The organism is Brochothrix thermosphacta DSM 20171 = FSL F6-1036, from assembly GCF_036884295.1.
GTDB lineage: Bacteria > Bacillota > Bacilli > Lactobacillales > Listeriaceae > Brochothrix > Brochothrix thermosphacta.
Map to the genome: position 1 here is coordinate 750,925 of NZ_CP145608.1, position 15,640 is coordinate 766,564.

General features: G+C 41.0%; 10 protein-coding genes and 3 rRNA genes. 11 read left to right on the top strand and 2 right to left on the bottom strand.

All coding sequences use genetic code 11. From position 1 onward, the window contains the following. Positions 1-21: 21 nt before the first annotated feature. Together glpT and V6S17_RS03850 are read right to left on the bottom strand one after the other, a co-directional pair. A complete protein-coding gene (gene glpT, locus V6S17_RS03845) occupies positions 22-1,368 on the bottom strand; it encodes a glycerol-3-phosphate transporter (RefSeq protein WP_036026716.1) in 1,347 nt (448 codons plus the stop codon). 279 nt (positions 1,369-1,647) lie between these two features. Continuing rightward, positions 1,648-1,944, bottom strand: coding sequence for a DUF6509 family protein (locus V6S17_RS03850; protein WP_029090531.1), 297 nt, complete (start codon positions 1,942-1,944; stop codon positions 1,648-1,650). 178 nt (positions 1,945-2,122) lie between these two features. Here V6S17_RS03850 and V6S17_RS03855 point away from each other — a divergent pair, with 178 nt between their 5' ends. From V6S17_RS03855 to V6S17_RS03905, 11 genes are all read left to right on the top strand, one after another. Then, positions 2,123-4,099: a thioredoxin domain-containing protein gene (locus V6S17_RS03855; protein ID WP_051457220.1), complete on the top strand. Its 1,977-nt coding sequence runs from the start codon at positions 2,123-2,125 to the stop codon at positions 4,097-4,099. Positions 4,100-4,110: 11 nt separating this feature from the next. Continuing rightward, the gene (locus tag V6S17_RS03860; RefSeq protein WP_029090530.1) at positions 4,111-4,533 is read left to right on the top strand and encodes a GNAT family N-acetyltransferase; all 423 of its coding nucleotides are present in this window, start codon (positions 4,111-4,113) and stop codon (positions 4,531-4,533) included. A 315-nt stretch (positions 4,534-4,848) separates the two neighbouring features. Beyond that, positions 4,849-6,396 (top strand): 16S ribosomal RNA (locus tag V6S17_RS03865). 515 nt (positions 6,397-6,911) lie between these two features. Continuing rightward, positions 6,912-9,840: ribosomal RNA gene (locus V6S17_RS03870) — 23S ribosomal RNA — on the top strand. Between the two features lie 246 nt (positions 9,841-10,086). Beyond that, positions 10,087-10,202 (top strand): 5S ribosomal RNA (rrf, locus tag V6S17_RS03875). Together the 16S, 23S and 5S rRNA genes form the textbook arrangement of a ribosomal RNA operon. 164 nt (positions 10,203-10,366) lie before the next feature. Then, the gene (locus tag V6S17_RS03880) at positions 10,367-11,662 is read left to right on the top strand and encodes an NAD(P)/FAD-dependent oxidoreductase (RefSeq protein WP_029091141.1); all 1,296 of its coding nucleotides are present in this window, start codon (positions 10,367-10,369) and stop codon (positions 11,660-11,662) included. Then, the gene (locus tag V6S17_RS03885; protein WP_029091142.1) at positions 11,655-12,356 is read left to right on the top strand and encodes a tRNA (adenine(22)-N(1))-methyltransferase; all 702 of its coding nucleotides are present in this window, start codon (positions 11,655-11,657) and stop codon (positions 12,354-12,356) included. Before V6S17_RS03880 ends, V6S17_RS03885 begins: the two co-directional genes overlap by 8 nt. Continuing rightward, the gene (locus tag V6S17_RS03890; RefSeq protein ID WP_029091143.1) at positions 12,356-13,144 is read left to right on the top strand and encodes a Nif3-like dinuclear metal center hexameric protein; all 789 of its coding nucleotides are present in this window, start codon (positions 12,356-12,358) and stop codon (positions 13,142-13,144) included. The genes V6S17_RS03885 and V6S17_RS03890 overlap by 1 nt, the downstream gene beginning before the upstream one ends. A gap of 24 nt (positions 13,145-13,168) precedes the next feature. Beyond that, complete coding sequence (gene xseA / locus V6S17_RS03895) at positions 13,169-14,521, top strand: exodeoxyribonuclease VII large subunit (protein WP_029091144.1); 1,353 nt, start codon at positions 13,169-13,171, stop codon at positions 14,519-14,521. Beyond that, positions 14,514-14,750, top strand: a complete 237-nt coding sequence (gene xseB / locus V6S17_RS03900) for an exodeoxyribonuclease VII small subunit (protein ID WP_029091145.1) — start codon at positions 14,514-14,516, stop codon at positions 14,748-14,750. Before xseA ends, xseB begins: the two co-directional genes overlap by 8 nt. Then, a complete protein-coding gene (locus tag V6S17_RS03905) occupies positions 14,747-15,628 on the top strand; it encodes a polyprenyl synthetase family protein (RefSeq protein WP_029091146.1) in 882 nt (293 codons plus the stop codon). The genes xseB and V6S17_RS03905 overlap by 4 nt, the downstream gene beginning before the upstream one ends. Positions 15,629-15,640: the final 12 nt, after the last annotated feature.

Consider the following 15,640-nt stretch of genomic DNA (forward strand, 5'->3'; position numbering starts at 1 on the left):
TATTGAATGGGGGATGAAAAATTAAGTTTCTTGCCCACGAACGTTCCATGTAAAGGCAAATACGATAGCTGCAAGGATACAAGAAATGAAGATAAGTGTAAAGCCAACATCCCAACTATACGCATCAACAACAAAACCAAGCAAAGCATTTGCCATCACGGCACCGCCAAGATAACCAAAAAGTCCAGTTAAGCCCGCGGCGGTACCTGCTGCTTTTTTAGGTACAAGATCAAGCGCCTGAAGTCCAATCAACATTACTGGACCGTAAATTAAAAAGCCGATAGCTATTAAGGCAACGTTATCAATCCAAGGGTTGCCTGGAGGATTGAGCCAATAAACAAGGACTGCAGCAGCAACACCTAACATAAAGACAACGCCTGCCGGACCACGACGTCCTTTGAAAAATTTGTCGGAAATCCAACCGCATAAAAGAGTGCCAGGGATACCTGCCCATTCATAAAGGAAGTAAGACCAACTTGTTTCGCTTAAATTCATTCCTTTTTCTTCGCTAAGATAGGCTGGTGCCCAATCGAGTACGCCATAACGTGTAAAGTAGACAAAGATATTAGCAACTGCAATCATCCAGACCCATTTATTATTTAAAACATATTTAAAGAGAATATCTTTAGCACTCAATTCTTCTTCAATTGTTTCATGTGAGGCATTAGGATAATCATTACGATATTCTTCAATAGGTGGTAAACCTTCAGATTGAGGTGTGTCACGCATTAAAATATATGCAAGTATTGCAACGATAATGGCTATTAATGCTGGTAAAATAAAGACACCGTTAAAGGCTTTTATACCAATAATGTAAGTAGAGGTTAAACTAATACCGGCTACTGCGATTGGCGCCATGATACCACCACCGACATTATGAGCAACGTTCCAAATGGCTGTTTTACCGCCACGCTCATTCAGAGAGAACCAATGTACAAGTGTTCTACCAGCAGGTGGCCAACCCATTCCTTGGAACCAACCGATTAAGAATAGCATAATAAACATGGTTGTGATTGAAGATGTGAAAAAAGGAATAAAGCCGAGTAATAAATTAATGATAGCAGCTAAAATGAGACCTAAAGGTAAAAATATTCTTGCGTTACTTCGATCGGAAACAATACCCATTATAAATTTACTGATACCGTAGGCGATTGAAACAGCGGATAACGCTAATCCTAATTCGCCTTTTGTGAAGCCTTCTTCTGTTAAACCAGGGATAGCGAGAGAAAAGTTTTTTCGTAATAAGTAATACCCGGCATAACCAATGAAAATACCAATAAATACTTGCCACCGTAAGCGTTTATAAACCGGATCGATTTCATCTTTTGGTAAACGTTCTTTTGGTGCGGGTGGTTTTAAAAATTTCATAAATAAACCTCCTATTGTAGATATATGTGTTGGTACAACATGAGTATAGCACCTAAAATAAAGCGTGTAAACGTTTTCTTTGATTATGAAACTATAGTCCTTTTCAGTAAAATGTCTGGAAAAGTATAACAATGTTGATATAGTTGAGGATTTCAATGATAATTAACTGAAAGGATATAAGTCGAAAGACCTAACCAAGTGCCTGCATTTTTCTGAACAAAAAAACACCTCTTTCTCAAATTCGAAATGAATTGAGGTAGAAGTGTTTTAGTTCATCAATTAAAATTGTGGTAGGTCTTTGATTTTATCCGCACAGAATGTAAGTATTTCTGCTTCTTCATCTTCGTCAAGGGCAATGTCTAGTTGCGTGTCTGTATCAATCGATTTGATATAGTAAGTAACGATTCTAGAAATGTCTTCCTTTTGTCCGATTAATACACGTAACTCAAGTCCGTTAGCTTCAAATAATTCGTCATCTTCATCAACATTAAACACGATGAAAAATTCATAACGTTCACCTTCAATGATGCCCGTAGGGTCATGTAGTTTTTCAACAGTATGAGAAATAATATTCATTTTGTAATCCGCTCCTTTAGTATAATACTCTCTCCTATTATCTGCGGTAATGTTAAATTAGTAAAGGTTTTTCTTTTAACCTAGGTGAGGCAAGAATGATTAAATCGGAACGTTGTGTAAAAGGCTCGTCTCATCTATAATTTACTTTAAAATATAAAAATAGAAGTGGAGGGTAAACATGCGACATTCTAAAACAAATCATCTAGCGACTGAAAAGTCCCTTTATTTACAACAACATGCAGCCAATCCTATAAATTGGTATCCTTGGGGCGATGAAGCATTTGAATTAGCCCAACATGAAAATAAGCCAGTATTGTTAAGCAGTGGATACTCTACGTGTCATTGGTGTCATGTTATGTCTGATGAAGTCTTTATGGATAGTGAAGTCGCTGATTACCTGAACGAACATTTTATTGCCATCAAAATAGACAGGGAAGAGCGTCCGGATATTGATGCCATCTATATGAAGGTTTGCCAGATGTTAACTGGACAAGCTGGATGGCCACTTAACGTTTTTTTAACAGCAGAACAAGCGCCATTTTATGCCGCTACATACATACCGAAGGATGACACTCATAATCAACCAGGAATGATGTCGATTATCAAACATTTGAAGCGGGTGTATGATGAAATGCCCGAACAGATAGAAGGTATTAGTCAGCAACTAATAAAAGGATTGGCAGCCCCTCCTAACAATACGCTGGAAGATTATGCAGATAAAGAAGTGGTAGAGCACCTTTACGGTAATTTAAGAGCACAATTTGATTTGGAAAACGCTGGTTTTGGTAAAGCACCAAAATACCCAACAAGCCAGCCTATACAATTTTTAATGAACTATTCGACTCGATATTCCTCTATTGAGGCAGATGAAATGTTGAGTAAGACGTTAGAAGAATGGCGTTACAGTGCTTTGTTTGATCAAATAGATGGTGGTTTCTTTCGTTATACCGTAGATGAGCGTCATCGTTCCCCACATTTTGAAAAAATGCTTTATGATCAGGCATTGTTGCTTGACTCTTATGTCACTGCATACCAGTATCAGTCAAAAGAGTTATATAAAGAAACAAGTAGACGTTTAATTGATTTTGTAGACCGTTTATTGATGTCTGAGAATGGTGTTTTTCACAGTGCGATTGATGCTGATGTAAAAGGTGTTGAAGGTGCCTATTATAAATGGCGGTGGGATGAAGTTGTGTCAGTTCTTGGTAGTGAAACAGCTGTGTTATTTGCTTATCGTTTTGGTTTAATAACACAAGAGCAAGGAGCAGAGGGAAATATACTGTATGTTAATGAGAGAGACAGTGAACTACGTGGAAACAAATTAATCGATAGTTTAGCTAAGTTAAGTAATCATCGTAAACAAGAACTGTCTCCTTTTGTAGAAACTAAAATTAAAACGTCGTGGAATGCATTAATGGTTAAGTCGTTAGCCAAAGCTAGCCGTATATTGGGTGATCAATCTTATCAGAGAAGAGCAGAGGACTGTTTTGATGCGTTAATCAACGTCAATTATAGAGACGGTAATCTTTATGCCACTTCAATGGAGGGCGTCGTAAAAGAGATTGCTTTTCTTGATGATTATGCTTATCTGATAGAAGCATGTATTGAGCTTAACCAACTGACATTCAAACACAAATATATCGAATTAGCGATTGTGTTAGCTAATGTTTTAACTGAACATTTTGAGGATAAGCAAGCCGGTGGTTTTTATTTTACAGATGATCGTGAATTACCGTTGATCATAAGAGATAAAGAAGGTTTAGATACGGCGCTTCCGAATGCTAATGCCAGCATAACGTTCTCATTTTGGCAATTGTCGCAATTAACGAATGATTCGTTTTACAGTGAATGCGCTAAAAAAACATATCATTTTTTTGAAGAAGATATCATGCGTTATCCGACTGTTTCTTTTTCTTGGGGCCGTTATCTTATGCGCGACATTTGTGATGCTAAAGTTCTTAAGTTTAGAGGTGAGGGTGCATTGTTACTTGCGAAAGAATATCAAAAATACAAGAAAGATAGTGAAATATGGTGTGTAGATGAAAAAGGCGAGGGGTCTTTACGTTTAGAGTTTTGTGAAAAATATACTTGTAAAATTTATGAAGGTGTCGATATAATAAAGAAGTTCTTAAGAGAAATATATGTAAGTGTATAGGGGTGAAGACGATGTACGCAAGAGAAATGAAAAAAGAAGATTTACCAAGGTTGCGAGAAATATTTTTAAAAGTTAGAACGGCTGCGTTCGCCTGGGATAAAACAGAAACTTATAAACTTGAAGACTTCGACAAACAGACAATTGATGAAGAAGTTTTATTAATAGAAGAAGAGGGTGAAATATTAGGTTTTGTCTCTACATATGTCCCGGATAGTTTTATCCATCATTTGTTTGTTGATACTACTAAGAGTAGAAAAGGAATTGGTTCTCAATTAATTGCTGAAGCTCTCAATCGAATAGAGTTGCCTGCGACATTAAAATGTGTGACTGAAAACGAAAAAGCATTGGCTTTTTATGCTAAAGAGGGTTGGGTAAAAACGATTCAGGAAAAAGATGATGGGATCAGTTATTGGGTAATGAAATATACCAATTAGTTTTTTTATTTAAAGTGTTGACTTTTAAATCAACGGATGATAATATTAAGAAGTTGTCAAAACGACGACTTCAAATTATCTCCTGAAAACATTTTGCGAAAGATGTTGACGTGAGTTAATAGATATGTTATATTAAAGTAGTTGTCAGCGAGAGTTTGACGGCGATTGACCTTTGGAAACTGAATGAACGAAAAGACATATTATATGCTTAAACTCTTCGGAGTTTAACCAATTAATTTCGTAACGCAAACAAGTAACAAATTTTTAGCTAGCGAACTAGTTAAGGATCATTTGATGGTTTAAACACTATCACTTTTTAACGAGAGTTTGATCCTGGCTCAGGACGAACGCTGGCGGCGTGCCTAATACATGCAAGTCGAACGAACGGATAAAGAGCTTGCTCTTTTGAAGTTAGTGGCGGACGGGTGAGTAACACGTGGGTAACCTGCCTCACAGCTGGGGATAACATCGAGAAATCGATGCTAATACCGAATGTGCTGAACATCATAAGATGTTCAAGTGAAAGACGGTTTCGGCTGTCACTGTGAGATGGACCCGCGCTGGATTAGCTAGTTGGTAAGGTAATGGCTTACCAAGGCGACGATCCATAGCCGACCTGAGAGGGTGATCGGCCACATTGGGACTGAGACACGGCCCAAACTCCTACGGGAGGCAGCAGTAGGGAATCTTCGGCAATGGACGAAAGTCTGACCGAGCAACGCCGCGTGAGCGAAGAAGGCCTTCGGGTCGTAAAGCTCTGTTGTTAGAGAAGAACATGGGTGAGAGTAACTGTTCACCCCTTGACGGTATCTAACCAGAAAGCCACGGCTAACTACGTGCCAGCAGCCGCGGTAATACGTAGGTGGCAAGCGTTGTCCGGAATTATTGGGCGTAAAGCGCGCGCAGGCGGTCTCTTAAGTCTGATGTGAAAGCCCCCGGCTCAACCGGGGAGGGTCATTGGAAACTGGGAGACTTGAGGACAGAAGAGGAGAGTGGAATTCCAAGTGTAGCGGTGAAATGCGTAGATATTTGGAGGAACACCAGTGGCGAAGGCGGCTCTCTGGTCTGTTACTGACGCTGAGGCGCGAAAGCGTGGGGAGCAAACAGGATTAGATACCCTGGTAGTCCACGCCGTAAACGATGAGTGCTAAGTGTTAGGGGGTTTCCGCCCCTTAGTGCTGCAGTTAACGCATTAAGCACTCCGCCTGGGGAGTACGACCGCAAGGTTGAAACTCAAAGGAATTGACGGGGGCCCGCACAAGCGGTGGAGCATGTGGTTTAATTCGAAGCAACGCGAAGAACCTTACCAGGTCTTGACATCCTTTGACCATTCTGGAGACAGAACTTTCCCTTCGGGGACAAAGTGACAGGTGGTGCATGGTTGTCGTCAGCTCGTGTCGTGAGATGTTGGGTTAAGTCCCGCAACGAGCGCAACCCTTGATTTTAGTTGCCAGCATTTAGTTGGGCACTCTAAAGTGACTGCCGGTGTAAGCCGGAGGAAGGTGGGGATGACGTCAAATCATCATGCCCCTTATGACCTGGGCTACACACGTGCTACAATGGATAATACAAAGGGTCGCGAAGCCGCGAGGTGGAGCCAATCCCATAAAATTATTCTCAGTTCGGATTGCAGGCTGCAACTCGCCTGCATGAAGCCGGAATCGCTAGTAATCGTAGATCAGCATGCTACGGTGAATACGTTCCCGGGCCTTGTACACACCGCCCGTCACACCACGAGAGTTTGTAACACCCAAAGCCGGTTTGGTAACCTTCGGGAGCTAGCCGTCTAAGGTGGGATAGATAATTGGGGTGAAGTCGTAACAAGGTAGCCGTATCGGAAGGTGCGGCTGGATCACCTCCTTTCTAAGGAATAGGAACACATCTTCGGATGTGATAATGTTACAAATTAATTGTTTTAAAATGATGAGAAACACTCGCATACACCGTTATCAATGCACACTCTCAGACACGTACGTAAAGTACGCTTTCTTATGAGTATTGTTGATACCTAGTATGACAAACGTCATCACTCACTTTAAAATATATATGATATGTCTAGCGTTCATTTAGTTTTGAGAAGTCAATCTTCTCTATAAAAATTTGTTCTTTGAAAACTGAATACTAATTGATATTAAATAGAAAGACCAAGTAACAACCGAGACTCATTTTAGGTGATTTATAATCATCAGATCGTATCGCACGATCAACCAGACATGTGTTCATCATGTCGAACTTTGCCTCTTCGGAGGCAAGGTAAAGACGAAGTTGTTTTTTTATCAATCGAGGAAGAACGAGCACTCGTAAGTAATTGTACTTCGGTACATGTCTGAGAGCGCGCAATTCTGACAAAGAGAGATAGGAAAAGAAGTAAGTCTGAAGGTTAAGTTAGAAAGGGCGCACGGTGAATGCCTTGGCACTAGGAGCCGATGAAGGACGGGACTAACACCGATATGCTTTGGGGAGCTGTACGTAAGCTTTGATCCAGAGATTTCCGAATGGGGAAACCTACTATGCTTGATCGCATAGTGTCTTCAACTGAATACATAGGTTGTTGACGGCAGACGCAGGGAACTGAAACATCTTATTACCTGCAGGAAGAGAAAGAAAAATCGATTTCCTAAGTAGCGGCGAGCGAAACGGAAACAGCCCAAACCAAAGAGCTTGCTCTTTGGGGTTGTAGGACACTCTACACGGAGTTACAAAAGAAACGTTTAGTTGAGTAACCTGGAAAGGTTAACCAAAGAGGGTAACAGTCCCGTAAACGAAAAGCGTTTCTCTCCAGAGTGGATCCTGAGTACGGCGGGACACGAGAAATCCCGTCGGAATCCACGGGGACCATCCCGTAAGGCTAAATACTCCCTAGTGACCGATAGTGTACCAGTACCGTGAGGGAAAGGTGAAAAGAACCCCGGAAGGGGAGTGAAATAGTTCCTGAAACCGTGTGCCTACAAGTAGTTAAAGCCCGTTAATGGGTGATAGCGTGCCTTTTGTAGAATGAACCGGCGAGTTACGTTTACTAGCAAGGTTAAGTTGATAAGACGGAGCCGCAGCGAAAGCGAGTCTGAATAGGGCGAATTAGTTAGTAGGCGTAGACCCGAAACCAGGTGATCTACCCATGTCCAGGATGAAGGTAAGGTAAAACTTACTGGAGGTCCGAACCCACGTAAGTTGAAAATTGCGGGGATGAGGTGTGGGTAGCGGAGAAATTCCAATCGAACCTGGAGATAGCTGGTTCTCTCCGAAATAGCTTTAGGGCTAGCCTCGAGGTTGAGAGTCATGGAGGTAGAGCACTGTTTGAACTAGGGGCCCATCTAGGGTTACTGAATTCAGATAAACTCCGAATGCCATCGACTTATACTCGGGAGTCAGACAGTGAGTGATAAGATCCATTGTCGAGAGGGAAACAGCCCAGACCACCAGTTAAGGTCCCTAAATATACGTTAAGTGGAAAAGGATGTAGTATTGCTTAGACAACTAGGATGTTGGCTCAGAAGCAGCCACCATTTAAAGAGTGCGTAATAGCTCACTAGTCGAGTGACACCGCGCCGAAAATGTACCGGGGCTAAACGTATTACCGAAACTGTGGATGGACATCTAAGATGTCCGTGGTAGGAGAGCGTTCTAAGGACAGTGAAGTCAGACCGAGAGGACTGGTGGAGTGCTTAGAAGTGAGAATGCCGGTATGAGTAGCGAAAGACGGGTGAGAATCCCGTCCACCGAATATCTAAGGTTTCCTGGGGAAGGCTCGTCCGCCCAGGGTTAGTCGGGACCTAAGCTGAGGCCGATAGGCGTAGGCGATGGACAACAGATTGATATTTCTGTACCAGTCATTAATGTTTGAGCGATGGGGGGACGCAGGAGGATACGAACGCATGCTGATGGATATGCATGTACAAGCAATTAGGCAGGGAAGTAGGCAAATCCGCTTTCCGTGTAAGCTGAGTTGTGATGTGGTGGCACCTAGTGCCGTAGGTTCTGATTCCACACTGCCAAGAAAAGCCTCTAGTTAGTTAATGACTGCCCGTACCGCAATCCGACACAGGTAGATGAGGAGAGAATCCTAAGGTGAGCGAGAGAACTCTTGTTAAGGAACTCGGCAAAATGACCCCGTAACTTCGGGAGAAGGGGTGCTCTATTAAGGTGAAAGCCTGAGAGAGCCGCAGTGAATAGGCCCAAGCGACTGTTTACCAAAAACACAGGTCTATGCAAAATCGTAAGATGACGTATATGGGCTGACACCTGCCCGGTGCTGGAAGGTTAAGAGGAGTGCTTAGCGCAAGCGAAGGTGCGAATTGAAGCCCCAGTAAACGGCGGCCGTAACTATAACGGTCCTAAGGTAGCGAAATTCCTTGTCGGGTAAGTTCCGACCCGCACGAAAGGTGTAACGATTTGGGCACTGTCTCAACAAGAGACTCGGTGAAATTATAGTACCTGTGAAGATGCAGGTTACCCGCGACAGGACGGAAAGACCCCGTGGAGCTTTACTGCAATCTGATATTGAATGTTTGTGTCACTTGTACAGGATAGGTAGGAGCCTTAGATTCCGGAGCGCTAGCTTCGGAGGAGGCGTTGGTGGGATACTACCCTTGTGACATGACCATTCTAACCCGCACCCCTTATCGGGGTGGGAGACAGTGTCAGATGGGCAGTTTGACTGGGGCGGTCGCCTCCTAAAGAGTAACGGAGGCGCCCAAAGGTTCCCTCAGAATGGTTGGAAATCATTCGCAGAGTGTAAAGGCACAAGGGAGCTTGACTGTGAGACCTACAAGTCGAACAGGGACGAAAGTCGGGCTTAGTGATCCGGTGGTTCCGCATGGAAGGGCCATCGCTCAACGGATAAAAGCTACCCCGGGGATAACAGGCTTATCTCCCCCAAGAGTCCACATCGACGGGGAGGTTTGGCACCTCGATGTCGGCTCATCGCATCCTGGGGCTGTAGTCGGTCCCAAGGGTTGGGCTGTTCGCCCATTAAAGCGGTACGCGAGCTGGGTTCAGAACGTCGTGAGACAGTTCGGTCCCTATCCGTCGCGGGCGCAGGAAATTTGAGAGGAGCTGTCCTTAGTACGAGAGGACCGGGATGGACACACCGCTGGTGTACCAGTTGTTCCGCCAGGAGCATCGCTGGGTAGCTATGTGTGGAAGGGATAAACGCTGAAAGCATCTAAGCGTGAAGCCCCCCTCGAGATGAGATTTCCCATCACTTTATGTGAGTAAGACCCCTGAGAGACGATCAGGTTGATAGGTTCGGAGTGGAAGTACAGCAATGTATGGAGCGGACGAATACTAATAGGTCGAGGACTTAACCTTATTAATTTTTAAAAAAGCGAAAATGACGATTGGTTGTCGCAAATTCTTTCTATATCAATAAGTATTCAGTTTTGAGAGTGCAAATTCTCTTGATAATTTCATATTATCCAAGCAAGTGAGATGAATTCACTTATGAAGCGAAGGATTTCTAGACGGCTTTGAATTGATTGAGAAGCATACTTAAGGTATGTGACGATTGAGATGATAAAGACAACAACGAAATACAAAGTTAATGAAGAGAATAAGTTTGGTGACGATAGCAAAGAGGATACACCTGTTCCCATCCCGAACACAGTAGTTAAGCTCTTTAGCGCCGATGGTAGTTGGGGGTTTCCCCCTGTGAGAGTAGGACGTTGCCAAGCAAACGAAAACACCTGAAAGGGTGTTTTTTTTTGTAGCTTTATAAAAAAAATAGTGAAGAGCAGATACACATTAACAATAGCTGTTCTCAGTGAACGCTATAATTATAGGGGTAAATATGCTAAAATAAGGATAAATAATAAATGAGTTTGAGGTGGAATATTTGGTGAATTTTGATGTTGTTGTTATCGGAGGCGGCCCTTCGGGTTTAATGGCTTCGATTGCGGCGTCAGAGCAAGGGAAAAAAGTTTTACTTATAGAAAAAGGACATAAACTAGGGCGTAAACTAGTGATGTCAGGTGGTGGCAGATGTAATGTTACAAATCGCTTGCCAGTAGACGAAATAATTAAACACGTTCCGGGAAATGGTCGTTTCTTATATAGTGCATTTGCGATGTATGATAACGAAGATATAATTAGTTTCTTTGAATCAGTGGGTGTAGGCCTTAAAGAAGAAGATCATGGTCGCATGTTTCCGACAACGAATAAGTCACGAGATGTATTAGAGGCATTAGCGCAACGAATGGAAGAGCTAGATATTACTATTTGGCAAGATTGTCCTGTGAAAAAAATACACTATAAAAATCAAACCATTGATTATGTTGAGACAACTCGAGGAGATAAAGTATACACTCCTAATGTTGTTGTGTCTGTCGGTGGCCAAGCTGTACCAAAAACGGGATCAACTGGCGATGGTTATGTTTGGGCTAAAGAAGCCGGGCATAAAATTACGCCACTTTTTCCAACTGAAGTTCCAATTTTATCAGATGAACCTTTTATTTTGGACAAAACGTTACAAGGTATTTCATTAAGAGAAATAGATTTAACTGTGCTGAATCCTAAAAATAAAGTTGTTGTCACACATAAAATGGATATGATTTTCACTCACTTTGGCATATCTGGACCTGCGGCATTAAGATGTAGCTCTTTTGTTATTAAAACAAAAGAAAAATACAAAGTAGATACAGTTACAATGAAATTAGATCAGTTTCCCGATTTGAAATTAAAAGATTTAGAAGAAGATATTATGCAACGCGTTAAAAATGATCCTAAAAAACAAGTGAAAAATGCATTGAAAGGGTTAATACAAGAACGTTTATTACTATTTTTTATTGAGCGTTTAGAAATTGATCCAGAAGAGATGTGTGTGGCAATATCTCCTAAAAAATGGGTGCAGCTAGCGAGTGTCTTAAAAGATTTCCGTTTTGTTGTAAAAGGTACCTATGACTTTGATAAAGCATTTGTAACTGGTGGTGGTGTATCTGTTAAAGAAATTATTCCTAAAGAAATGCAAAGTAAGAAAATTGCAGGTCTTTATTTTAGTGGTGAAATTTTAGATATTCATGGCTACACAGGTGGTTTTAACATTACTTGTGCGCTTGTTACAGGACGTTTGGCAGGTTATCATGCTGGAACGCGTGATATAAGTGTAATTGATGAGGAGAGTGTTGATAATGAATGAGCGTGAATTATCACAACGCTTAAAAACAGTTGTGGATTATTTCCCAGAAAAAGCAAGAGTTGCGGATATAGGTTCTGATCATGCATACTTACCATGTTATGCAATAATTGAGAAGAAGGCTGTGTTTGCGATAGCTGGTGAAGTTGTTGAGGGACCTTATCAATCTGCGTGTACACACGTTCAAGGTCTTGCACTCACAAAAGATATTAGCGTTCGTAAAGGTAATGGATTAGCAGTTATAAATTCAGAGGATAAAATTAATACAATTGTTATTGCTGGAATGGGTGGCCCGCTGATACGTTCAATACTAGAAGCAGAACCACAACGTTTAACAGACAACATGCGTTTGATATTGCAACCCAACGTAGCGGCAAATTCGATCCGAGAGTGGGCACAACTCAATCAGTATCAAATTATATCTGAAACTATTTTAGAAGAAGATGAAAAAATATATGAAATTCTTGTACTTGAAAAAAGTGCAACGACAGTTTCTTACAACACCAATGAAATAAAATTTGGTCCATTTTTACAAAATGAAAAATCAACAACATTCATAAAATTTTGGAAGAGTGAACGAACTACATTACAAACAATCATTAAACGAATTGAAAAAGGTAGTCAAAATGAAGCAAGCCATGCGAAAATTACAACTTTACAGCAGCGCATTCAGGAGATTGACGAGGTGTTAGCATAATGGTAACAGTGGGTGATATTGTAAAAAGTATGGAACGTATAGCACCACCAGAACTTAAATTAGGGAAAGACCCGATTGGTTTACATATTGGTGATGAAATGCAAGTTGTTACAAAGGTGATGGTAACGTTAGATGTTTTAGAAACTGTTGTTGATGAAGCAATTGCTAAGGGTGTAAATATGATTATTGCGCACCATCCGTTACTATATGTACCAATTAAAAATATTGATACAAGCACATCACGTGGACGTTTGATTGCGAAACTATTGAAACATGATATCGCAGTTTTTGCTGCTCATACTAATTTAGATGTAGCAGAAGGCGGTGTTAATGATATGTTGGCACAGTCTTTAGAATTACAGTCTATCACCTATTTAGAGAAAACAACCGAGCGTTATCAGGTTGATTATGGCATTGGCCGTATTGGTGAATTAGCAGAAGTGACGACTGTTTCTGCTTTGAGCGAACAAGTCAAAAAATTATGGGACTTGCCAGGTGTTCGTTTTATTGGTCCAGCTGATCGCGAAATTAAAACAGTCGCAATCCTTGGTGGTGATGGTAACAACTACATTCGCACAGCAGCTTTATCAAAAGCAGACGTTTTAATTACGGGGGATATCTATTACCATCTAGGGCATGATGCAATGGAATTAGACTTTCCCGTAATCGATGCCGGTCATACCATTGAAAAAATTATGATTAACGGTTTAATTACACTCTTGCAAGAACAGCACTCAATTAGTTTTATTGCTTCTCAAGTGGATACCAATCCATTCAACTATAGATAAAAACGAAAGATGAGGTGTCCGAGAATGTCGGCGAATTATTTATCAGTAACATTATTGACAGGTTATATTGCTCGAAAATTCAGTTCGGATCCTTATTTAAAAAAAGTATATGTTCAAGGTGAAATTTCGAACTTCAAACGCCAAGCAAGTGGGCATCTTTATTTGACGATAAAAGACGAGAAGGCTCAAATTAGAGCTGTGATGTTTGCAAAAGCAGCACAAAAAATTAATTTTCAACCAGAAGATGGAATGAAAGTTCTGATACAGGGACGTGTTGATGTTTTTGAGCGCGGTGGCAACTACCAATTTTACGTTGAAGATATGCAACCAGATGGCGTCGGGGCATTATTTGTGAGGTTTGAACAATTAAAAAAGAGTTTGACAGAGCAAGGTGTTTTCAATGTATCACATAAATTAGTGTTACCCACCTACCCTAAACGCATTGGTGTTATTACTTCTCCAACTGGAGCAGCGGTGCGTGATATTATTACAACATTAAAACGCCGTTCTCCACAAACAGAAATCGTACTTTTTCCAGCGGCGGTTCAAGGCGATAAAGCGATTGATGAAATCAGTCATCAAATAAAGCGCGCAGGGGTATTCTCGCCAGAGATTGATGTGCTTATTGTAGGTCGTGGCGGTGGTTCTATTGAGGATCTGTGGGCGTTTAACGAAGAAAAAGTTGTACGTGCTATCTATGAATCACGGATTCCTATAATATCTGCTGTGGGACATGAAACGGATACAACGTTGAGTGACTATGCGGCTGATTATCGAGCGCCAACACCCACTGCTGCAGCGGAAATAGCAGTAAGACAAACGGTTGATATCTTAACAAATGTACTGACAACTCAACAACAACTTGCACAATCAATGAAACATATCATTGCAATGAAAAATCAACGTTTACTTGTTCATCGTAATGCTTTAGCGGCACATCAACCGCAACGTATCATTGAACAAAACTATCAGCGCATAGATAACTATAAGCAGCGTTTAAGCAATTTGTTAGAAGGTAAAGTAAGCCAACAAAAATTTGCCTTAGAGCGTGTTAATTGGCGTTTATTACAAGCTAGTCCGGCTGATAGAATTCAACGATATCATGAAAAATGGGAAAATCAATCACAGCAACTGACAAAAAACTATCGTAAACAAATAGATGATAAACGCTTAGCGCTTGCACATGTGGTAGAGAAAATTGAAGCAGTAAGCCCGATGCAAGTCATGAAACGTGGTTTCTCTTTGATTGAAACACAACAGCATAAAATGGTTAAAAGTGTAGAAGAAGTCGCTATTAATGAAACGCTTCAGATTCGTCTGAGTGATGGTATAATTAAAGCAACAGTAACCGATAAGGAGATGGCATCTAATGAATGAGGAAACAAATGTAACGTTTGAGGAAGCAATGATACAGCTTGATAATGTTGTCAAACAATTAGAAAATAATGAAATTGGCCTCGAAGAAGCAATGAACCTTTATCAAAATGGTGTGAAATTAGCGGCACTTTGTGAGAAACAATTAAAAAATGCAGAAGAAAAAATGGTACAACTTGTGCAAGCTGATGGTGAAACAACTGATTTTGAAATGAAGGAGCCAGAAGCATGAGTTTTGAAACCTTTTCAAAAGAAAGTAAAGTTAAATTAGACCAAGCACTTGTAAAAACAATTGAAACATTACAAAATGTTGAATCACGCCACCAAGAAGCACTAAAGTACTCGTTATCCGCAGGTGGAAAACGCATTCGTCCACTGCTGTTATTAGCAACATTTGGTTTATTTGAAAAAGAACTAGATAAAGCAATGATTCCTGCGATTGCGATGGAGATGATTCATACGTATTCGTTAATACACGATGATCTACCAGCGATGGATAATGATGATTATCGCAGAGGTCGCTTAACCAGCCATAAAGCTTTTGATGAAGCCACTGCTATTTTAGCAGGTGATGGTTTATTGACATTAGCATTCCAACTTTTAGCAGAAGCACCAGAAATAGATGATACAACTCGAATTAAACTCATCCAGCTCTATGCTCAATCTGCAGGTCCTTCAGGTATGATTAGTGGGCAGCAGGCTGATATAGAGGCTGAAAAAACAACGGTATCGTTGGAAGCTTTAGCTGAAATACACAGTCAAAAAACAGGCGCCTTATTAACGGCAAGTGTTTGTAGCGGAGCTATTATAGGCAAAGCAAGTTCAGATGAGTACAGAATCTTAGAGGAATACTCTAAGAAAATCGGAATCGCCTTTCAAATTCAAGATGATATTTTAGATGTCATTGGTGATTCTAAAAAAATGGGTAAAAATACAGGTGCAGATCAAGTACTCAATAAAAGCACCTATACATCTTTGTTAACGTTAGAAGGCGCACAAAAAGAGCTAGCTAACTATACATCAGAGGCGTATGAATTACTGTCGCAGTTACATCAAGATACAACAAACTTAGAAGCACTAACGGCTTTAATTGCTGAACGCGATGCATAGAGAGATAAGGAG

Coding starts and splice junctions, on each gene's coding strand:
- glpT (WP_036026716.1), bottom strand. CDS start 1,368: ATGAAATTTTTAAAACCACCCGCACCAAAAGAACGTTTACCAAAAGAT.
- V6S17_RS03850 (WP_029090531.1), bottom strand. CDS start 1,944: ATGAATATTATTTCTCATACTGTTGAAAAACTACATGACCCTACGGGC.
- V6S17_RS03855 (WP_051457220.1), top strand. CDS start 2,123: ATGCGACATTCTAAAACAAATCATCTAGCGACTGAAAAGTCCCTTTAT.
- V6S17_RS03860 (WP_029090530.1), top strand. CDS start 4,111: ATGTACGCAAGAGAAATGAAAAAAGAAGATTTACCAAGGTTGCGAGAA.
- V6S17_RS03885 (WP_029091142.1), top strand. CDS start 11,655: ATGAATGAGCGTGAATTATCACAACGCTTAAAAACAGTTGTGGATTAT.
- V6S17_RS03890 (WP_029091143.1), top strand. CDS start 12,356: ATGGTAACAGTGGGTGATATTGTAAAAAGTATGGAACGTATAGCACCA.
- xseA (WP_029091144.1), top strand. CDS start 13,169: ATGTCGGCGAATTATTTATCAGTAACATTATTGACAGGTTATATTGCT.
- xseB (WP_029091145.1), top strand. CDS start 14,514: ATGAATGAGGAAACAAATGTAACGTTTGAGGAAGCAATGATACAGCTT.
- V6S17_RS03905 (WP_029091146.1), top strand. CDS start 14,747: ATGAGTTTTGAAACCTTTTCAAAAGAAAGTAAAGTTAAATTAGACCAA.